The sequence below is a fragment of the Calothrix sp. FACHB-168 genome, from assembly GCF_963889195.1.
Taxonomy (GTDB): domain Bacteria; phylum Cyanobacteriota; class Cyanobacteriia; order Cyanobacteriales; family Nostocaceae; genus Aulosira; species Aulosira anomala_A.
The window spans coordinates 52,571-74,446 of the sequence record NZ_CAWPNJ010000016.1; the positions used below are offsets into that span (position 1 = coordinate 52,571).

At 39.5% G+C, this 21,876-nt stretch carries 11 protein-coding genes; 1 reads left to right on the forward strand and 10 read right to left on the reverse strand.

What is annotated here, in order from left to right; all coding sequences use genetic code 11:
- Window positions 1-119: 119 nt before the first annotated feature.
- From AACW45_RS09030 to AACW45_RS09060, 7 genes are all read right to left on the reverse strand, one after another.
- Window positions 120-3,722, reverse strand: a complete 3,603-nt coding sequence (locus tag AACW45_RS09030; protein ID WP_190632674.1) for a hybrid sensor histidine kinase/response regulator — start codon at window positions 3,720-3,722, stop codon at window positions 120-122.
- A gap of 371 nt (window positions 3,723-4,093) precedes the next feature.
- Window positions 4,094-7,996, reverse strand: a complete 3,903-nt coding sequence (locus AACW45_RS09035; RefSeq protein WP_190632675.1) for a GAF domain-containing protein — start codon at window positions 7,994-7,996, stop codon at window positions 4,094-4,096.
- Between the two features lie 103 nt (window positions 7,997-8,099).
- A complete protein-coding gene (locus AACW45_RS09040) occupies window positions 8,100-8,573 on the reverse strand; it encodes a chemotaxis protein CheW (protein WP_190632676.1) in 474 nt (157 codons plus the stop codon).
- Between the two features lie 97 nt (window positions 8,574-8,670).
- Window positions 8,671-9,042 (reverse strand): response regulator transcription factor, encoded by a 372-nt coding sequence (locus tag AACW45_RS09045; RefSeq protein WP_190632677.1) that lies wholly within the window; start codon window positions 9,040-9,042, stop codon window positions 8,671-8,673.
- Window positions 9,043-9,366: 324 nt separating this feature from the next.
- Entirely contained in the window at window positions 9,367-10,563 is a 1,197-nt protein-coding gene (locus tag AACW45_RS09050; protein ID WP_190632678.1) for a response regulator, read from the reverse strand.
- 871 nt (window positions 10,564-11,434) lie between these two features.
- Window positions 11,435-12,361, reverse strand: a complete 927-nt coding sequence (murQ, locus tag AACW45_RS09055; protein WP_190632679.1) for an N-acetylmuramic acid 6-phosphate etherase — start codon at window positions 12,359-12,361, stop codon at window positions 11,435-11,437.
- A gap of 357 nt (window positions 12,362-12,718) precedes the next feature.
- On the reverse strand, window positions 12,719-13,129 hold the full coding sequence (locus AACW45_RS09060) for a DUF3110 domain-containing protein (RefSeq protein WP_190632680.1): 411 nt from the start codon (window positions 13,127-13,129) through the stop codon (window positions 12,719-12,721).
- A gap of 468 nt (window positions 13,130-13,597) precedes the next feature.
- Here AACW45_RS09060 and AACW45_RS09065 point away from each other — a divergent pair, with 468 nt between their 5' ends.
- On the forward strand, window positions 13,598-19,090 hold the full coding sequence (locus AACW45_RS09065) for a translocation/assembly module TamB domain-containing protein (protein ID WP_190632681.1): 5,493 nt from the start codon (window positions 13,598-13,600) through the stop codon (window positions 19,088-19,090).
- A 381-nt stretch (window positions 19,091-19,471) separates the two neighbouring features.
- On the opposite strand, the gene AACW45_RS09070 is transcribed toward AACW45_RS09065, so the two are convergent.
- From AACW45_RS09070 to AACW45_RS09080, 3 genes are all read right to left on the reverse strand, one after another.
- Window positions 19,472-20,122: a response regulator gene (locus tag AACW45_RS09070; RefSeq protein ID WP_190632682.1), complete on the reverse strand. Its 651-nt coding sequence runs from the start codon at window positions 20,120-20,122 to the stop codon at window positions 19,472-19,474.
- Window positions 20,119-20,565 (reverse strand): histidine kinase dimerization/phosphoacceptor domain-containing protein, encoded by a 447-nt coding sequence (locus AACW45_RS09075; RefSeq protein WP_190632683.1) that lies wholly within the window; start codon window positions 20,563-20,565, stop codon window positions 20,119-20,121. The genes AACW45_RS09070 and AACW45_RS09075 overlap by 4 nt, the downstream gene beginning before the upstream one ends.
- Before the next feature lie 339 nt (window positions 20,566-20,904).
- Window positions 20,905-21,771 carry a sensor histidine kinase gene (locus AACW45_RS09080; protein WP_190632684.1) on the reverse strand — a complete coding sequence of 289 codons (867 nt, stop codon included), beginning with the start codon at window positions 21,769-21,771 and terminating at the stop codon, window positions 20,905-20,907.
- Window positions 21,772-21,876: the final 105 nt, after the last annotated feature.

Sequence of the window (21,876 nt, forward strand, 5' to 3'; positions counted from 1 at the left end):
ATAAAATAGGGCGGGTATTTATTACCCACCCTACAGTTCATCATTAAAGAGGGAACAGGGAACGGGGAACAGGGAAAACTGTTCCCTGTTCCCTATTCCCTTTATTGATGATTTATAGATTAATTACTCATCACCAAATTAGTAGATTCCTGATTTTGTTCTTTAACCAAATCCCCAATTGTCGTGACTAATTTATCTTCTAAATATGGCTTAGTTAAATAAGCTGTTGCACCTAAAGATTCAGCTAGCTGGCGATGTTTATCAGCACTCCGAGAAGTCAGAATTACTACAGGCTTATCTGCCAAGTTTGAGCTTTTACGTACATGAGATAACAGTTCAAAACCGTTCATTCTTGGCATTTCTAAGTCAGAAACTACTACTTTAATTTCTGGATAAGCCTGCAATTTTTCTAGAGCTTCTACACCATTTTGTGCTTGTAATACTTGATAGCCATGCTTCTGTAATGTTAACGAGAGAGTTTGACGCAAACTCAGAGCATCATCTACAACTAACAGCACTTTAGATGAATTGTGATTTGCGGATGAAGAGTGACTTTGCTGGCTGGAAGTTTTATTTGTAGGATTAGCGGGAGCCAGTAGAGGTGTAGAATTAGATATTACGCCTGATGCATTTAAAGCTGGTTGATTTGTGGCATAATCTGCTGATATTACAGCTGTTTCCAGTGTGGCTTGCATCTCCTCATAATATAGCAACAGCATGGGATCGATAACTAAGATGAGATTACCACTAGCTAAATTACTACAACCATAAATATATCTTGGGGGAGCGATCGCATTTCCTAAAGGCCTAATTACTAATTCTTGTTCGCCAATAATTTGATCGACTTCTAAACCATAAATTTCTTGATTCCGTCGTAGTAATAACACAGGATTTTTCATAATTCCTGTTTCATGGGCAGAGAGTTGATTATTATAACTAATGCAATTGAAAGATGAACCGTTATAATCCATTAACTCAGAAATATGGCGAAGGCTGACTATCCGTTCATCTTCATCAATTTGATAGTATAATACTTTCTTGCCCTTAAATTGTTTAATTTGCTGTTCTGAGGGCACTAATATTTTTTCCAAATTATCCAATAACAAGGCGTAAACAAAACCACCTGCTTGGACTAACATTAACTTATCAGTAGTCATAGAAAAAGGAATCTTGAGTATAAATGTTGTACCTTGATTAGGCAAGGATTTTACAGATAAAGAACCATTGAGCGCTTGGATTTGCGCACGGACGATATCTAAGCCCATACCGCGTCCAGAAATTTCACTGACTTTATCGGTAGTGGTAAATCCTGGGGAAAACATTAACTCTAAAAGTTTCGCTTCTGTGGCTTGATAATTATTACCTCTAACTGATTCTTCTGCTGAGATCAGATTTTGTTCAATGGCTTTTTTGCGAATTTTTTCTAAATTCAAACCTTGTCCATCATCGCGCACTTCAATAATAGTTTGGCTACCTTGGTTATAAGCCCGAATTTCAATTAAAGCTTGTTCTGGCTTCCCTAGCGATTGACGAACTTGCGGCGTTTCAATCCCATGATCGAAAGCATTCCGGACTAAATGTAGCAGAGGTTCATAGACTTTTTCGGCGATCGCTTTATCTACCAGTACATCAGTACCAAATAGTTGCAATTCTACAACTTTGGCATGAACGCTCGCCATTTTTTTCAGCATTGGGGGAAAACGATTGAGGATGTTTCCTAAAGGAGTCATCCTGGCTTCGACTAAATTATCAATAATATTTAGGGTTAATCGCTGTGTTTTATCACTTAGCTGAATCGCTTGTGTTAAGGATAAATCTAGGGATTCAATGATTTCTTGGATTTGCAAACTTTCAGCTACAGCTTCATGTAACTTTGTTTGAAATTCTGTATATGCATCCATTTCTAAAGAGTCAAATTTTACAGATGCAAAATTTTGGTTCTGCTGTAAAGCATGACTCTGGGTTTGCATGGGTAAATCATTTAACTGATTTAAAATCGTTTGTTGTTTATTTAGTCTGTCGTTTAATTGCTCAATGATGCCTTTAAGTTGTTCATCATATAACATGCGCTGTTTTTGCTTAATCAGTAGTTCACCAGCTAGGTAGTTCAGACGGTGTAATCCTTCTGTTTCTACACGCACAAATGAAGCAGTACGAGCATTTTTTGCCGAGGAAGATGATAATTGTTCTGTAATTTGCTCGTTGTTTGGAATAGCTGATTCAGCAATTGCCATATTAGGTGTAGTAGCAATATCTGTTAACGCCGACTCGCTAAAGGTTAATGATTCTGTATTTTCTGCGATCGCTGGAGGTTCTGCAATCTGATGGATATGATTATCGTTAGTTTCTCCTCCCCAAATTGACTCTAAAAGATAATTAGCTTCATCTAAAACATGTTCTTGAAAAACTAACAATTCTTGTAATTGAGGATGCTCTGACCAATTTTTCTCTGCTTCTGTAATTGGCGCAAAGTTTTTATATTCTTGAGCTAGTTCTTTAATTTTCTGTTGCAGTACTTGAATAACAAATACATCTCGATTGAGCGGCTCATTTGTATAATAAAATTTGACAACAGCTACAATGATTGTCAAAATTACGCCTTGGCGATATAAACGCAAGCTGGGGCTATCTGCTGCTACTTGGATAAATTCTAAAAATTCCTTAAACCAAGTTTCAATATAACTAACAGTATCTTCCCCGTTAGCTGTTACCATGAGCGCCAAATTGAGGTTTTCTTTGTTAATTTGGCGATGGTGATTAAACCAGCCAAGAATAAACCGAACTATCTTGAGATAAAACTGCGCTCTAGCCGGATTAAGTACCTGTGCTTGGCTATCACTAGATGTAGTTAAAAATTTATATAATGCCTGAAGTTCATTGTCTAAAACCAGAGGAATTTCAGATTCTTTTGGTTCTAGGGGTAATTCATCTGTAACTATTTGTGTGAAACGCAGCAATTCTGGTGAAGGTTCGCCGCCAGAAGTGCGATCGCCTGCGAATACAGAGGCTTGAGCTTGTTGTAAATTATGCAGAGCAGCTTCCGCAATTTCCTGTACTTGGTTAGGTTGAGCTTGAATGGCAGCAAGAATTGTGTGCGCGATCGCTCCAAATCCAGGTAAATTTAAAGACTCACTTAAACCAATAAATACTTCCGCTTCAGAAGTTAATAACTCAGTCAATTGTGTTGGCTCTATTATATTCTTCAGTCCATCAGCAATACTTTCTATTCTTTGCTGTACTCCAACTTCAAAAATAGATTGCACAATATCAAAACCCAATTCTTCCGAAGTTGGGATATAAGCTTCACCACCAAAAGCATCACCCAGTTTTTCTTGCACCTGAGCAAAAACCGCAGCCGCTCTTTGCAGGATCTCTTCACCATTCACCGTACTACCTGTTAGTTCTGCGGTGAGTGCTAACCGCAAGCATTCATAAGCTTGTAGTATCAGTGATTGTAGGCGATCGTCAACAACTACACTGGGGTTATGTAAAGCATTAAATACATCTTCTAAAGAATGGGCAATAGAGCTAATTGTCTCTAGCCCAACATTAGCAGATCCACCTTTAATTGTATGAGTCGAGCGCATTAAATTATGCACTTTAGCTGTACTAAAATCCTCTGACAAACTAAACAATTCTTCTTCAATAGTTTGCAGTAATTCTGGAGCTTCAGCTAAAAAATAAATGTAACCCTGTTCGCGAATATCATTATCTAAAGTCATATTTTTTAGTTATTGGTCATTTGTCATTGGTCATTTGTCATTTGTTAGTAGGGGCGGATTTATTGAGAGCTTTATTTATTATTGAGGATATCTGTTAACTTGCCCGTACAGGTTGAATTGATTATTATTCATGTTTTAAAGGGAATAGGGAATCAGGAATTATGAGAAGTAATACTGAGTATTATCATCCTCATTCCCTCATCCCTTTATTAGCAACTATTACTAGTAGTCTGGCAATTTTGTTTTGAGGGGTTTTTGGTAGTGCGGGCAGCGTTCGACTGAGCGCTCACGCCGAAGTCTTGCCCGCGTGAGCGAGACGCTCACACTACTGTCCCTCATTTCAACCCTGACAGACTACTAGTTTGTGGTTCTTAATTCACTTTGAACTTACTCGCCGTTGCTAATAGTTCTTTTGCCATTGCTGATAGCTTTTGAAAGACAACAGCAATTTCATTAGATTCATCGACAGTTTGGTGAGAAATTTGCGCAACATCTTTCATGCTCGTAGTTACCTTCACAGACTGATCCATTTGTTTTTGGGTAGCTGCGGTAATGCGCTCAATTAACTGACTAATTTCTGCGGTGGCGCTGACAATAGCATTCAAATTTTGTCGTGCATCATTTACTAGATTTGTCCCTTCCACTACCTGTTGGATACCGATGTCCATAGCTACGGCTACTTCTCCAGTATCTGCTTGAATTTCTTGGACTAATTTTTCAATTTCGATAGTTGCGGCGGCTGACTGGCGAGATAAAGATCTAACTTCATCCGCTACCACAGCAAAACCTTTACCATATTCACCAGCACGAGTGGCTTCAATCGCTGCGTTCAGCGCTAGGACGTTTGTTTGAGTGGCAAAGTTACTAATTAAGTTCACCACTTTAGAGATTTTTTGCGAAGATTCACTCAGGCGTTTAATCTTCTTACTGGTTTGGGCTACAGTTTCGCGGATTCCTTGGATAGCATGTACTGTTAAGTTCATGGCGCTATCCCCAGACTCAACGGTTTGGTTGGCTTGTTTAACTGCTAGTTGCACCAATTCAGCGTTAGATACCACAGCTTTAGTAGAGTCAACCATTTGTTGAATATCATTTAAAGCTATAGCCATTTCTTGAGTTTGTTTACTGGCTAAGTTGGTAAGTCCAGCTAATGAAGCTTCGCTAGTATCAGAAGTGTGAGCAACTTGTTGAGCTGCTGTTTGTACTTGGATGACGATTTGTCGCAACGCTTGCAGAGTATTATTGTAAGCATCCGCAATTGTACCGAGTTCATCTTCTGTAATCGGTGCCCTTACTGTCAAGTTACCATTCAGGGCGGGTCTGAGGGCTGTTAGCAGTTGAATAGAACGCTGTTGTAATAATTCTTTAGCAGCTTTTTCTCTAGCAGCGACTTCGGCTAATTCTGTTGACTTGGTTTGGGCTTGTTGCAAATAATCAGTTTGTTTGAGTGCTAACCCTAACTGATCGGTAATACGCTTTAACAAGCTAATTTCCGATTCTTCCCATACACGAGGCCCGGAGTTTTGATAAACTGCCAGCAATCCCCAAAGTTGGTCACCAAAGAATATTGGTACTGTGGCGTAAGCGCGGACATTATATTTCTCTAGGGTTTCAATATGGCAGGGAGAATGTCCGGCAGTGTAAATATCATGAGTGTAAAAAATGTCACCTTTTTGATATTTACCAATGTAAGCACATTCTTGAACTCTGGTATCTTTCCAGACAGTTTTTTTATCGGGGCCTACTAAAGTCACCCAACCACGATCTACAGATTCAGCGATAAATTCGCCACTCCAATCGGGCTTGAAGCGATAGATTACCGTGCGATCGCATTTGAGTAATTGTCGTAGATCTAGAGTTGAGGTTTCAAATATTTCCCTCATATCTAAAGATTGACGAATACGATCTACTAGCCTTGAAAAAGCTTTTTCTTGCTCGGTTATCCGGGCTAGTGTTTCTGATTTAACTTTTACTTGGTCGAAGTATTCTATTTGTGATTTAGTGATACTTAATTGCAAGCCAACTTGGGTTAAAAAGTTAATTTCCCAGCTGTGCCATTCCCGAGGTGCTGACTGTTGATAAGCTGCTAATAAACCCCAAAGTTTGTCTCTAAAGAAGATGGGAACGATGATGAAGGCTTTAATTTCTAGCTCTTCATACATCTCCACGTGACAAGCACTAAACCCAGCTTTGGATACATCATTAGCTACTGAATGTTCGCCTTTCTGATATCTACCACCCTGGGTTTCTTGCAAACAGGTATCGTACCAAGTTAATTTCGTCTCTGGGGTGACAAACTTAGTCAAACCAAAAACTACAGATTCAGCAATAAACTCACCACCCCAGTGAGAATTGAATTCATAGACAACCACGCGATCGCATTGTAGAGCTTGACGCACTTCTTGAGTTGTGATTCTCAAGATATTTTCTGCATCTAAGGATTGGTAAATGCGGTTGGCTATTTTGGTGACGGTTTTTTCTTTTTCGACTATTTGCGTGAGCTGCTGATTTTGGACTTGCGCTTGGACTAGAGAATCGGCTTTAGAAATAGCATAGCCAATTTGCCAGCCAAGTTCTCGCAAAAAATTTCCTTCCCAAGGCTGCCATTCCCGAACTGCTGAATGTTGATATGCTGCTAATAAGCCCCAGAGTTTTTCTCTAACAAAGATGGGAACGATAATGAAGCCTTTAATTTCTAACTGGTGATACATTTCCAGATGACAAGGAGCAAACAAACTCTGGGAAATATCGTTCTGGACTAAAATGCTCACTTGCTCGACATCATTAATGATCGAGTTTTCGCCTGTAGCGTATCTCCCGCCTTTGGTTTCTTGCAAATAGGTATCGTGCCAAGCTAATTTCATTTCTGGGCTAACAAACCTATTTAAACCAGAAATTACAGATTCAGCAATAAATTCACCACCCCAGTCATCATTAAATTGATAAATAGCGACGCGATCGCATTGTATAGCTTGGCGAACTTCTTGAGTTGTGATTCTAAACAGGCTGTCGGTATCTTCTTTAGCTGAGAAATTACGAATGCGGTTGGCTATTTTCGATACGGTTTTTTCTTGTTCTAGTATTTGCGCTAGTTGCTTATTTTTGATTGCTGCCTGCTGCAAATTATCTGCATGGGAGATAGCAACACCAAATTGTGCGCCAATATCTTTGAGAAAGTTAATTTCCCAAGGTTGCCACTCACGGGTTCCTGAATGTTGATAAGCTGCTAGTAAACCCCATAATTTTTGCCCGGATAATACAGGCACGACAATATAAGCTTTGATGCCAAACTGGTCTAAAATATCAACGTGGCATTGAGAATGACCTGCCCGAGTGACATCATTAATAGCTAAAGTTTCGCCTTTGGCATAACGTCCGCCTTTAGTGTCTTGTAGATGTGTATCTTCCCAGACAGTTTTGACATTAGCGTCTACTAATTTTCCCCAAGTATTACCCACTGACTCGGCAATAAATTCTCCACTCCAATTAGGAAGGAAGCGGTACAAAGACACGCGATCGCAGCGAATAAATTGCCTAACTTCTTGAGTTGTAATTTGAAATACTTTATCAATAGATGAAAGGTGAAGAATTCTATCGATAACTTTGGTAATTGTTTTCTGGGCTATGAGTTCTTGTTGGTTTTGTGTTTGGGAAACAACGTTCTGTATTCTGTAGGCTATTTCTGTGGTAATTTGAGATATTAAAGTAATTTCTAATTCCTGCCACTGTCTAGGAGCAGCACAATTATTGACTACCAACAAGCCCCAAATTTGTTCTTCAACGATAATCGGTAAACTTAAACTAGCTTTAACTTGAAACTTGTCTAGTAATTGTTGTTGATAAGGTGTGACTTTTATTTCCGTAATATCGTTAATAACTAAGGGTTCTAAATAATCTTGGCTGGTATAGGCACCAAAGGTAAGAATTGGCAGAGTTTCTTCAATAGTGGGTGTCCAGCCTAGAGCAATAGACTCGGCTAAAACAGTACCACTATCAGCAGTTTTAAATTGATAAATTAAAACGCGATCGCTCGAAACTTTTTCTCTAATTTGTACCACAGCTAATTTCAGCAGTGCTTCCATATCTGGGGCTTGACGTAGAGATGCAGTAATGCATTGCAACTGCTGTCGCCAGTTTCTAAATTCTTCTTCTATAGCATTTAATGTAGATAATTGATCTGTGACAATATTGGCTACATTAGCACTGCCATTTTCATTTTCTATATTGCCAATTACTTGCGTAGCTTTCGGAGACTTATTATAGGAAATGGTCATTTTATACCCCTGATAACTTGTTTGGTTAAAGAAAAATTTGAGGTTGATAACTTAGAAAGATGATAAATACCGCAAATAGCTGTTGTTGCTAGCGGTTGCATCTTTAATTATTGTGTCCCCACATCGGAGATTGGAGAATTGACAGTGCATTTAAATTAAACACCATTGCTTCTTCAGCATTGATAAAATACCCTTCTACAAACGGAGAAATCGCTGAATAAAATATTTCCGCAGATGGAGATTTCATTTTTGTAGTATCTAGGGATTCAATATCTGTGAGATGGCGTACTAATAATCCTAAATATTTACCATCATGTTCTAGGATAATTGCCATCATTTTTGCAGCTATATTATTACCTTGCAATAATGGTGGATAACCTAGCATTTCTTCTAAATCAACTAACCACAGCATTTCGCCACGCCAATTGTAAATACCTAAGACACAATTTGGCATCTGTGGTACACCACAAATTTCTGTTAATGAAATTTGTAATACTTCTGCAATGTGCTGTAAATTAATTACAGCTAAGTCATTGCTGCCTAAATTAAAGCTTAAAAATTTATGCTTAGTCTCCAAAGTATTTATCCTTTATCAATTAATTTTTTCGCTAGTTACTCTCTTTAGTTGCATATTGAAATACCAAATTTTAACTATATTTTTCTAGCCATAAATGCTAATTTGAAGGTTTCACTATTTGTTGCAGAGTTACTGCCAATTCATCTTTATCAATTGGTTTGGAAATATAAGCTTCTGCACCGAGCATATTTCCCCAAATTTTATCTACATCGCTATTTTTTGTGGAACAAAAAACTACAGGAATTTTACTAGTAGTCGGATCGCTCTTTAATTCTCGACAAATTTCATAGCCGCTTTTACCAGGTAAAATTACATCCAGAAAAATCAAATCTGGTCTAGAATTGACGATTTTATCCTGAGCTTCTTCACTACTTTTAGCGCAGATGACAGAGTATCCAGCCTGTTGCAAATATCTGGTAAGAATTTCTAGATCGGTCAAACCATCTTCAACAACTAAAACAGTAGTCATAATAGTTTCCCAGTAAATTTAAGCAAAGTTTACTATTATCATCCTGATGGATCGATTGTGTTTTAACATCGGGAAAAGCACTTAGAAAAGTGTCTTTGGAGAAATTTAATACATTCTTAAGAAAGTTTGAATTAGGTAAGACTAATATTAGAACTTTCCGCCATGCTGATTCTGATGTATCTTCTGTGGTTTTATTGTCCGTATTTTCTACCTAGTTCCTGGGAGAAAATAGTTGAGTGAGACTATGAAATTAATCGAGAAATCTCTGAGTTTGATTTTATGTAAGATGCTGAATTACATAGTTAAGCAGTGAAGTTTAAAATATCACTTCTCCACTGCAGAAGCACTCAATTTAACTGATGAGGTTGGTGTCTGTAAATATCTCCGGATCATACTCATGACTTTATCGCTGGCTACTGGTTTAGTGAGAAAATCTGTAGAACCAGTTACCTTAGCACGAACTCTATCTAAAAGGCTATCATTACCTGTTAAAATAATTACAGGAGTCTGAGCAAAACTAGAAATTCTGCGTACCTGAGTGCAAATTTCATAACCGCTAGCTACAGGCATAATCAAATCTAAAAAGATTAAATCTGGCTGATTTTGAATGAGAATTGGTAAGGCTTGAACTGCATCTTGAATCTTGATAAATCTCAAGCCATTGGAAGTAACAATTTCCTCCATAATTTTACAAACTTGGGGGCTATCATCTATACAAGCTATCAAGGGGATAGAGGCAGATTTTGATTTTGCTACTGTGTGATTTTGAGTGGTATCAAGAACTGCTAAAGGTAAATCGGGAACTTCTACTAATTCAATAATTCCTTTGAGGATATATGGTAATAATGAACGCCCAACCGGTAGGACATTTTGCTTCATTTTTATGGCTAAATCTCGCAGGGTATAATTGCCATTAATAAAATTCACAAAATTATTGTAGACAGATGCATTGACTAACTGCTTGAGTTGTTCTGGTTTGCGCAGAATTGGTGCTAAATCGGGATATAGATTTGCTAAACCCGCTTCTGACCAAAATTTCCAAGATTCTTGCATCTGTGTTAAAAAAATATCTGCACTGGTAAAGCTCATTGGCATTTCTAAAATCGCTTGTTGGCTGCGATGACAAGTGACAGAAGTAAAATGTGCTTCTTGTGCAAGATCGAAAAATAATTCTGCTATTGTGTTCTCTACAATTATGTTGATTTGCTCGCGCTGAATTTTTTGCTTTTTATATAAGATTTCTAGGAGTCGGTAATCCCAATAATCAAGCTCTAATTCTTTAGCACTTAATCGAATTTTATCTGCATCAAATTGCGGACAATGTTGCGCCATTTGTCTGCGCCAACGGCGAAAGGGGTGAATTCCTCCTGTTGCCCAAACTATTCTGCCAAGTCGGTAATAAAAATTCCATTGATTGCCTTTGGAACTTTTAATATTTAAGTTGCCACTGTATTGTAATTGAGTACAAGTTTTAAACTCATTGAGTAAATTATTTGATAACATCAGTTCTTCCTGAGTCATACATTATGTTGTTACTAACAAGTTTGCCCTTGGCAAAGCTATCCTCATTCTTTAGTAGCGTAGCCAGCAAAAAATTCTACCTTGCCCATATATTTGGCAAAATTGTCCGGGTGTTTGCTATTGCTTCTGTATAACTTAGATATAGAGATGCTAAGTCAAATCTGACGATCACAAATACTAAAGAATGGCAAAAGTAGTATCTCTGTCAGAGCAATCTAGAAAATCATTACTCTGCTGTTAACTCTACCTTTACCAACAAAAACTAATCATTTGGAAGCTGGTACTGCTTGGCGAGTAAGTCAATAGTCAATAGTCAATAGTCAATAGACTTATGTTCTAGGCTTTTGCGCTATTGGGCATGGTATGTTTATTGACGCCAACCTGTACTAGATATTCCAAAAGGCTAGTGTATGTAGTTGTGATTAGACGATCTTATTCATTTTTTGTTTGATGACGATCCGAATTTATACTGATTTATCTCGAAAAAAGATATTGTAGTGAAAAAATATGATTCAGTTTTTCACGCTTGCTTGAGTGTTTGTGGTGAAAAGACTCTTTGTTTAAGATTTTAACTGTCTTTGTATAAAATAAAACTTTAAATAATTTGAGTGGTGCAATTAAAGATAGCTGGTAAAGGCTGTCATTGGTCATTTGTCATTTGTCATTGGTCATTTGTCATTTGTCATTTGTCATTTGTCATTTGTCATTTGTCATTTGTCATTGGTAAGAGTTTCAAGTCTATTTACGTTTCGTAATATAGTTTGATTTTTTTATCTCGTTGACTGTTGAGGGTTCACAGTTAACAGTCAACGGTCAACGGTTAACAGTCAACAGTCAACAGTCAACAGTCAACAATCGCTGCGGGAACGGTTTATGAGGAATGCTGATTGTTGTAGCTAGCAATAGCGGCTTTCAAATTACCTTGATGTTCTGATAAAAGTTGGTTACCGGGTTGTTTTTCTAAGCCAGTCCAGTGCATTAATAGGGCTAATTTCACCCAATTACCGCTACGATCGAGTAATATACCTGCATCTTCTCGATTTAAGTCTGTGAGGTCTTGCAAAATCCGCAAAGCGCGATCGCGTAATTTTTGATTGGTAACAGCTACATCTACCATGCGATTGCCGTAAACTTTGCCTAGTTTAACCATCACGCCGGTAGAAAGAATATTTAAAGCCAGCTTTGTAGCTGTCCCGGCTTTCAGGCGCGTGGAACCAGCGAGAATTTCCGGCCCTGTTAATAGGCGAATATCAATGTCGGCATCAAATTTTACCTGTTCTTCCGGTACGCAAGCGATAAAAATTGTGATGGCTCCTCGTTGGCGGGCGGCGTTCAGCGCTCCGTGGACAAAGGGAGTAGTGCCGCCAGCAGTAATCCCGACTACCACATCTAACTGCGTAATGTGACGTTGAGCGATCGCGGCTTCTCCATCTTCCGATCGGTCTTCTAAATCTTCGGAACTGCGGACTAATGCGCCAGCACCACCAGCGATAATTCCCTGTACCAATTCTGGTGGTGTGCAAAAAGTCGGGGGACATTCCGCCGCATCTAAGACTCCTAATCTGCCACTTGTCCCTGCACCCACATAAAATAAGCGTCCCCCTTGGCGCAAACGTTCGGCTGTACTATCAATGGCCTCAGCTAGCTGCGTTTTCGCTCCAGCTACTGCAGCAACTGCGTTGTGGTCTTCGCTATTAAACAACTCTACCAACTCTAGAGAACTTATCTGATCTAAATTCAGACTATTAGAGTTCACTTGCTCGGTGAGAAGATAGCCGCGTTCCTGCAAATTTGTCATTGATTTTTGTCCTTTGTTTAGTTGTCAGTTGTCATTGGTCATTGGTCATTGGTCATTGGTCATTTGTCATTCTTACAAAGTTCTGATCGGAGGAAACCTCCGATCAGACTTTGCGCTTTGTCATTGGTAAGGAGTTCAAGTTTATTTACGTTTCGTAATATAGTTTGGTGCAATTACTGGCTTACTTAGTTGTTAGCTGTTATTGAACAATCTCCTAATGGTATTAAACTGCAATCTAAAACGTAACATTGAAACCTTCACCAGGGCGGGGAAACCCCGCCCCTACGACAATCTTAATTACGTATTAGAACGTGGATTGGTATAACTAATGACTAATGACTAATGACTAATGACTAATTACAATAGCCCTTCTAATTTGCGCCGAATCTTTTCTAGTTCGCTATCAGAAAAATCTGGTTCTGTGTCTTCTGTTGTATTAGAACGGGAAGGTTCGGGAATTTCTGGCTCACCCTCTGGTTTCCAGTCGGTTTCTTCGACATTTAACTCTGGGGGAGTCACTAGTTCGTTACTGTTGGCGGTGAGTATTTCCCATTCATAATTAGCGCTGGCACAAAATTCTTTGATTTCTTCGGCATCGATCGCTTCTACAGAAGGTACTGGGAAATCTTGAGCTTCTAACATTAAAGCGTAGCGGGTGGCATCGTCTTCGGACTCAAACATGAGAATTTTATTGCGATCGCCTAGTCGCACGGTGTGAATTCCCTCATTTTCAGTTCCAGCATTGAAAATCAATACAAAAACGCGCATGGGTGTGATCGTCTATTTTTAATGGTGGTTCTCTGGTCTATCTTAATTAAAGTTCTAGGTTGTACCTATCGACTAGCTTTTGATTGATTTTCTTTCACAGTAAATATTTCTGGAACCTGGCCGAGATACTGGCGTCTTGAATAATTGTCTGTTGGGCATTCTCACTGGGGTAGAAGTTGTTGCTATTGGGCGAGCCTCAACCAGTCAAGGGTGCTATCTCTAGTTTGCATATTCAACTACGCGCACAGAAACAGTGCTAGTAGAGCAATTTTTGCTCGCACAGTTTGCGTAGTTTACTTGATTACGGTATTCCTGACAATGCCAATATTATTGAATAGAACAAGTTCCTCGACTCTGGCGATTTTGCCAGAGCTTGAGTTGACGTATTCTAAGAATGGCAGAGCAATCTATTACTAATTGATGCCGACAGTAAGTCAGCTAAAGTCGCCAAATCAAGAGTGAAAGCCAATGACTAAACGTCCCGATTCAGTTAATCGCTCCAATTCCTCAAATCGTCAGCGTTTCTGGTTGCTGGTGTTGACTCGTGGTGGTATTGCTTTTGGCGGACTATTGCTGCTGTTAATCGGCGGGGGTATTTGGCGATTACAGAGTTTTATTCAAAAAGAGTTAGCACCCTTAGCCGAAAAAAATCTCACAACCACCATCAACCGCCCAGTCAAACTTGGGGGTGTGAAAGAATTTTCGTTAATGGGAGTCAAGTTTGGCGCTTCGGAGATTCCCGCTACCGCCACCGATCCCGATAAAGTGACAGTGGAGGCGGTAGAAGTCGGTTTTGACCCGCTAAAGTTAATTTTTAGCCGCAATCTCAAGTTAGATGTCACTCTTGTCAATCCGGATGTTTATATTGAAAAGGATGACCAAGGACGCTGGTTAACTACGCGCATCACTCTTGGTGCTAAAGGCGGGCCGATTAAAACGGATTTGGAGAAAGTGCGGTTACGCAATGGCAAACTAGTTTTACTAGACTTGTCCCGCAAAGCCCAGCAACAATCGCCCACGCCTCAACCTGCTACCGTACCTGTGGGATTTTCTCACCTGAATGGGACTGCCCAATTGTTAGATAATAATCAGGTGATGTGGTTTGATATTGCAGCCCAAGGGAATAATGGCGGTAATTTGACGCTAAAGGGCGAAACACGTGTAAAGACACAAGCTGCTAATTTACAGATTCGCACACAAGATTTATTGGCTGCTGATATTACGCAAATTATTCAGCTACCTCTGACATTACAAGCAGGGCGGGTTAATGGCGATTTGCAAGTGCAACTGATACCACAGCAGCAGACTTTATTGTATGGTAGCGCTTTGTTGCAAGGGGTGGCACTGCAAATACCCCGTTTACCCCAACTGTTGAACAATACCCAAGGAAATCTCAGCTTTAAAGGCACGGAAATTAAGTTAGAGAAAATAGCGACTAATTACGGCAAAATTCCTGTAGTAGCTACAGGGATTATTGACAGAGAAACTGGCTATAAGGTGACTGGACAAATCAATCGGGTAGATGTGAATACAGCCTTGGAGACTCTCAAGGTAAAACTACCTTTACCGGCTGCGGGAGAAGTGAAAGCTGACATTGAGCTTGGCGGCGCACCAAATAAACCCATTCTTTCAGGTACAGTAGCAACTTTAAAGCCTGCGCGGGTTGATAAGGTTGATTTTCAGAATTTTAGCAGTAAGTTTGAGTTTTCTACGAGCAATTCCCTGATTAGTCTCAAAGATATTCAAGGTACGCCGACGGTTGGCGGTAAGGTTACGGGTGCAGGGAAGATTCAACTGGGGAAACAGCCGCAACTGGATTTTAATTTTACGGCGGAGAATGTACCAGGGGATGCGATCGCTCAAGTTTATAATTCTCAACCAGCATTTACAATCGGTAATGTCTCTGGTACAGGGCAGTTAACTGGTGTTGCTGGTAAGGTTCAAACTGTCGTGAAATGGCAAGCACCTAGCGCCACCTATCCCGCAACTGGTACAGTTACCATTGCCCCAGATAGAACTGTCTTCTTCCGCGATGTCATTGCTAATTATAGTGGCGGTAAGGTACAGGCTGCGGGCAGTTACGCTAATCAACGTTGGCAAGCTGTCGCCCAAGTTTCAGGTGTTCAGGTAGAAAGGTTGGTAGATAAAGAGAAACTGCAAAACGTTTCCTTAACTGGGGCAGAATTTAACGGGCGTTTACTGTTAGCGGGAACCACAGCACCATTTAAAGTCGCTTCGATCCGCACTGAAGGCGCAGGAGTGCAAATTGGTGGCGGTACGGTTGCAGTATCCAATATTCAACTGCAAGACCAAAATTTCGCCGCCCAATTAGTCGCCAATAATGTGCGGTTGGGACGGATATTCAAGAATATTCCCGCAGCTTTTACCGGGCCTGTGGCTGGTACTTTTCAAATCGCAGGTAACCGCGATAATTTTAGCCTGCAAACCCTGCGCGGTACTGGTGAGGGTAGCTTGGCTGTGGCTGGTGGAACAGTCACGGCGAAAAATATTCAACTCGCTGATGGCGTGTATTTAGCGCAAGTCAAAGCTAATGATTTAGCTGTGCAACAATTAGCACCGAATATTCAGCAATTTCCAGGACGATTAAATGGTAATTTTGACGTTGCTGGGTCAGTTAATTCCTTTAAACCAGAGGCGATTGTTGCCACTGGTCAGGCACGGGTGAAGGTAGCTGATGGCACAATTACCGCCTCGAATATTCAACTAGCTAACGGTAGCTATCAAGCTGTGGTGGCGGCGACCGGTGTAAAGTTACAGCAGTTAAATCAACAGTTGCGCGGTCAGTTTGGCGGGAATTTGCAAGTTTCTGGGACAGTACAATCGCCTAAATTAGCTGATATTCGGGCGGCGGGACAGGTACAATTTTCCCAAGGTATAGGGGCGATCGCGCAACCGTTAACTGCGGCGATCGCTTGGGATGGTCAAAGGCTGAATATTGAACGGGCTACAGGCGCAAATTTAAATGCTAGCGGTTATATCTTAGCCAATGCCCAAGGCGCAGGCATACCCCAAATTACAGATTTAAAACTGAATGTGCAAGCGCAAAATTATGACTTGCAACAGTTACCAATTAAACTACCTAATGCTGTGAATTTGGCGGGGAAAGCTGATTTTACCGGACAAATCGCCGGAAACTTACCTCTACCAAATATCCAAGGACAATTAAAGCTGCGGAATTTGACGGTGCAGAAGTTTGCCTTTGAGCCTGTGTTAAGTGGTAATATTCAGTCGGTGCAAGGGCAAGGGACTAATTTAGACGTTGCTGGCACAAGCGATCGCATTACTGTTAACCTCAATGCGAATAATCGCCCCAACTCTTTCCTCGTTAAGTGGAAGGAAGCATCGGCTGTAGGTCAAACCCAAGGTGAGAATTTAGCTTTAAGATTAGATAATTTCCCATTGCAAGTATTAAATTTAACCTTGCCTGAGAAAACTAGACTGGGAAATACTGCTTTAGCTGGGGCATTAACCGGGAATTTACTGGTTAATCAGGATAAATTAGCAGCTAGTGGAAATGTGGCGATCGCAAATCCCGCGATCGGGCGGATTAAAGGAGAACTGTTAACGGCTCAATTCGGCTATGGTAATGGCACGGCTAACATTACAGAGAGTGCATTTGTTAAAGGTAAAAGCCGCTACGCCTTTACAGGTAATATCAATACAACTACAAAAACGCCGCAAATCTTCGGTAAACTCAACATCAATGAGGGTAATGTCCAAGATATTCTTGCAGCAATTCAGGTATATGAATTACAAGATTTGCGTGGTGGTTTGCAAGAACCAACCTATGGTAAAGCCGCAGATTTGGTAACGGTTCCCCAAGGATTACCCAATGAGCCATTATTAACGCAAATCGAGCGTTTATATCAAGTTGATGCTTTATTAGCAGAGCAACAAGAACGACGAATTGAGGCTAATCCTATACCAGATTTAGCAGACATCCAAGGCACTTTTAACGGGGAAGTAGCTTTTAATAATAATAATGGCATTGCCGCACAATTTAACTTAGCTGGTCAAAATTGGACTTGGGGTAAAGAGAAAGAAAAAGACGAACCAGGGCGTTTTTATAGTGCAGATCAGTTAGTTGCTAAAGGTAGTTTTGAAAATGGGATTGTGACATTCTTACCTTTACGCATTGCATCTAAAGATAAATTAATTGCTTTTAAAGGTACTCTTGGTGGTAATGACCAATCTGGTAATTTACAAATCAGGAATTTCCCAATTCAAGTATTAAATAACTTTGTCAAACTGCCAATTGGATTGACAGGTAATCTCAACACTTCTGTAGCTGTTGCAGGTAGCGTTAAGAATCCCCAAGCTAGAGGAGAAATACAAATTCTAGAAGGTACAATTAATCAGAAGAAAGTAGAATCAGCTACAGCTAGTTTTAGTTATGATGATGGGCGGTTAAATTTTGGTAGTAATATTATAGTTTCTGGCCCCGAACCAGTCACTATTACTGGTAGCCTACCTTATAAACTACCTTTTGCTGCTGTTACTCCCAAAGACGATAAAATTAACTTAGATATTAAAGTTAAAAACGAAGGCTTGGCGCTGTTAAACTTATTTACTAACCAAATTGCCTTTGAAAATGGCGAAGGAAATTTAGATATACAAATAGGCGCTAGAGGATATTTTCCTAACCAAAAAGAATTAGTTATTAATGGAGTTGCTACACTAAATAATGCTACATTTTCGGCTCAAGCTTTACCAGAAAAGCTGACAGAAGTTAGCGGAAGCGCCAAGTTTGATGTTAAAAAAATTATAGTTGAAAGCTTGCAAGGAAAATTTAGTCAAGGACAGGTAACAGCATCGGGAGAAATTCCGATTGATAACAATATTGATAAAAATAAAAAAGTTGACATTAAAGATATACTAAAAGTTAACCTTAATCAATTAGCTTTAAATCTCAAAGGACTTTACCAAGGTAATGCAAATGGTAATGTCACAGTTACTGGTTCAGCACTGAGTCCCATCCTGAGCGGTAAAGTCGAATTATTTAATGGTCAGGTGTTACTAGCAGAGTCAGCTAATACAAATAAATCTGATAATAGCGATGCTAATATTTCATTTATCAAAAATGAAAAACAAAATAAAGATGATTCTAGGAACTTAACTACAAGGTTTAATAATTTAGAATTGGAATTGGGGAACAATGTGCAAATTAGTCGTCCGCCAATTTTGAATTTTCAAGCTAAGGGTACACTTACTGTTAATGGTTCCTTAAATCAACCAGTTCCAGATGGTACAATTAAGTTAGAGAACGGAGGCGTAAATTTATTTACTACTCAGTTTAATTTAGCTCGTGGTTATGAACATAAAGCAACTTTTAGAAAAGACCAACCACGCGACCCGAATTTAGATATTAAGTTATATGCTAAAGTATTGGATGGTAATTTAACTGGTGATATTAGTAAGCTAAATACTACAGGTTTATCAACCTTAGAAACTATCCGCGTTGAAGCGACAGTGAAAGGGCCTGCTAGTAAATTAAATGAAAGTTTGCTATTAACTAGTAGTCCCGCGCGTGGTGAAACGGAACTTGTAGCATTGTTAGGCGGTGGTTTTATTGATACTCAAGGGCGTGGTGACAGTACTTTGGGGTTGATTAATATTGCGGGTTCTGCTGTATTTAACAATTTTCAAGGCACATTTAACCAAATTGGTAGTGCTTTTGGTTTAAGTGAACTACGGCTATTTCCAACTATTATTTCTGATAATACCGAAGCTGGTAAGAGTAATTCAACTTTAGAATTAGCACTAGAAGCTGGGGTTGATATCTCTTCTAAGTTTTCGGTTTCTAGCATTAAAATTTTAACAGCTAATGACCCGTTGCAGTGGGGGATTAATTACCGGATTAATGATACTTTTCGCCTGCGCGGTTCGACTAATTTAACTGATGATAGTCGTGTTGTAGTTGAATACGATCGGCGATTTTAATAAAATGGACATTGGGCATTGGGCATTGGGCATTGGGCATTGGGTTATGACCTATTTATAAATATTCATATTGAATAAGCTGCGTAGGTTGGGTTGAACGAAGTGAAACCCAACAAACCCCTGAAAATGTTGGGCGGGCGAGACGCCATTGGTGTCAAGTTAAGCTCAAAACCTTTCTCTATCTTGTTTCCAGCCTCCGGCTGGAAATGCGTATTGCGAGGCTCTGCCTCGGAAGCTGAGAAATTGAGGCAGCAGCCCACAAATCATCACTCCCACACAGAGCATGGGAGCTAGATGGAACCCAACCTACAATGATCTTGCATATATTGGGCGGGCGAGACGCCCACCCCACAAAAATGGGATATTTAGATTGAATAAGTATTAAGTATTAGGTAAAGAAACAGAGTTGGCATAAATTGCTAATTGCGCTCTATTTTTGAGATTGAGGCGATTAAAAATACTGTTAATATGGGTTTTGACTGTGCTTTCTGAGATAAATAATTGCTGGGCAATTTCTTGATTTTTTGCTCCCATTGCTACTAAACGCGCAACATCTAATTCTCTTGGTGTTAATCCAGTTAATGCAGGGGAAACAGATTCGCTTTGAGTTTTTGGTGTGGATTGATGATTAACAACTCGTTCTAACAAGCCTGGTGCGAGTTGTGCATATCCGCGATTAATGCTGCGAATGGCGTTAACTAATTCTTCGGAAGGCATATCTTTTAAAAGGTAACCTTTTGCACCAGCGCGAATGGCTTCACTTACATCGCGCTCGTCATCATAGGTACTTAAAACTAATATTTTGATGTGAGGAAATTTTTCACAAATAATTTTAGTAGCGGTAGCACCATTCATTACTGGCATTCGCAAATCCATTAATACAATATCTGGTTGTAATTGTTCAACTTGCGTAATAGCTTCTTCTCCATTTTCTGCCATACCAATAATTTCTAGATCTGATTCTAGATTTAGCATTGCTTTTAGTCCTTGGCGAACTAAACTTTGGTCGTCTACAAGTAATAAGCGAATCATAGGATTTTAGATTTTATATTTTGCAGCGTTGATGTTTTTAAGGAAACTTTGTTTGTAGCAATTGGTGTGATTTTATTAGGGTATATATATAAAATATCTGAGTTTTGCTGGCTAATTTGGAACTTAGTACTTTGGCTACATTCTGAATCCATTTTTCTGAGAATTTGGCGTAATTCTTGCATTACTTCGCTACTCAATTGATAGGCTTGAGATACTGATTGTTGTGATTGTTTAGGGTCAATATGCGATAATTTTTGCGCTGCTTGTAGTTGAATATTTAAAGCCATGATGGACTGTCCTAATGTTTTATACACATCAATTAATTCATGATTTTTTTCTTGTATCACTAGCAATTCTTGATTTTTGCATCTAGATGTATATAAAATCTGCAATTGCCAAACTAGTATGCAGCCTCCTATTATCAACAACAGAACAGTAATCATGGTTTTGGCGACTTGATGAAATAAATATTACATCCATAATTAAACCCTGATTTTTTGCATTTGACTATCTATAAAGGTAAAATACCAACTTTAGTTGTGAGTAAAATTATCGCATCAATCGAAAGTTTTAGGTATTTTGGTCATTAGTCATTGGTCAGAGACGCGATGAATCGCATCTGTACAATTGTTGGTTGTCATTTGTCAGTAGGGGTGGGTTTATTTAGATCATTATTAATCAGTGAAGATATTTGTGAACCCGCCCCTACAGGTTTAATAGGTCATTTATCATTTGTTAGTTGTAATGATGGTATTTCTGTTAGTCGATTAACTGCGTTCAACTTAATAGAGATATTCTGATGATTCTAAGCTGTGCCATTCATCTAAATTTAGGGGTTGCCATTCGCCAATTTTTACTGATTGGTTTTGGGTAATAATGATGGATTGGGGAGGAATGGAAATTTCAGAGATAATTGATATATTTGATATTTCAGGAATTTTTGGTATTTCGGCTATATTAGATGTTTGCATGGGAATGAAAATATTAATGCAACAACCTGCTTGGGGTTGGGATTCTAAGTGAAAATGACCTTGTAATACGGCGATTCTCTCTTGCATTCCCTGCAATCCGTAACCACCGGAGATGTTTTCGGGTTCAAATCCGCGTCCGTTATCTTGAATTGTTAAATGCAGTCCGGTTGATGTTGTGCAGAGATGGATTTGTACGGCTGTGGCTTGGGCATATTTACGAATGTTGTTAAGGGCTTCTTGAATAATGCGGTAAAGCTGGGCGGTTAAGTGGGGTAATAAGCTTATGGGCAGATTAATTTCTACTTCTGGTAAAATACCAGTGGTTTGATGAAAATCGCGCACTAAAGACTCAATCAAAGATTCTAAAGACTGGGTGGCTAATGGATCGTTACGTAAGGCTTTGACTGATTGACGGACTTCTTGAGTTGCGATCGCAACTAACCGATGTGCTTCATTAATAAACTCTTGGGCTTGATTGGGATCGGGTTTACATAGTTTACTAGCTGTCTGTAATTGAAAATTTAACGCCGTTAGTGCATGTCCTAGCGAATCATGCAACTCTCGTGCAATGCGGTTGCGTTCTTGTGTGGCTGAAAGGTTAGCAAATTCCAATACGCACTGCCACAACTGCTGATGCATGTGATTGAGTTGTTCTGGTGTATATAGTTCTTCTACCAAGGTAATCTCTCCGTAACTTCCAGCTGACTCTCTATAGTTCTGGGTGGGGGGGACTTATGCAATAGGGCATGGGGCATTGGGTATTGGGCATTGGGCATTGGGCAT

What these genes read in the sequence shown, in the direction of transcription:
- AACW45_RS09030 (WP_190632674.1), bottom strand. Translation starts at nt 3,722, where the DNA reads ATGACTTTAGATAATGATATTCGCGAACAGGGTTACATTTATTTTTTA.
- AACW45_RS09035 (WP_190632675.1), bottom strand. Translation starts at nt 7,996, where the DNA reads ATGACCATTTCCTATAATAAGTCTCCGAAAGCTACGCAAGTAATTGGC.
- AACW45_RS09045 (WP_190632677.1), bottom strand. Translation starts at nt 9,042, where the DNA reads ATGACTACTGTTTTAGTTGTTGAAGATGGTTTGACCGATCTAGAAATT.
- AACW45_RS09050 (WP_190632678.1), bottom strand. Translation starts at nt 10,563, where the DNA reads ATGACTCAGGAAGAACTGATGTTATCAAATAATTTACTCAATGAGTTT.
- murQ (WP_190632679.1), bottom strand. Translation starts at nt 12,361, where the DNA reads ATGACAAATTTGCAGGAACGCGGCTATCTTCTCACCGAGCAAGTGAAC.
- AACW45_RS09060 (WP_190632680.1), bottom strand. Translation starts at nt 13,129, where the DNA reads ATGCGCGTTTTTGTATTGATTTTCAATGCTGGAACTGAAAATGAGGGA.
- AACW45_RS09065 (WP_190632681.1), top strand. Translation starts at nt 13,598, where the DNA reads ATGACTAAACGTCCCGATTCAGTTAATCGCTCCAATTCCTCAAATCGT.
- AACW45_RS09070 (WP_190632682.1), bottom strand. Translation starts at nt 20,122, where the DNA reads ATGATTCGCTTATTACTTGTAGACGACCAAAGTTTAGTTCGCCAAGGA.
- AACW45_RS09075 (WP_190632683.1), bottom strand. Translation starts at nt 20,565, where the DNA reads ATGATTACTGTTCTGTTGTTGATAATAGGAGGCTGCATACTAGTTTGG.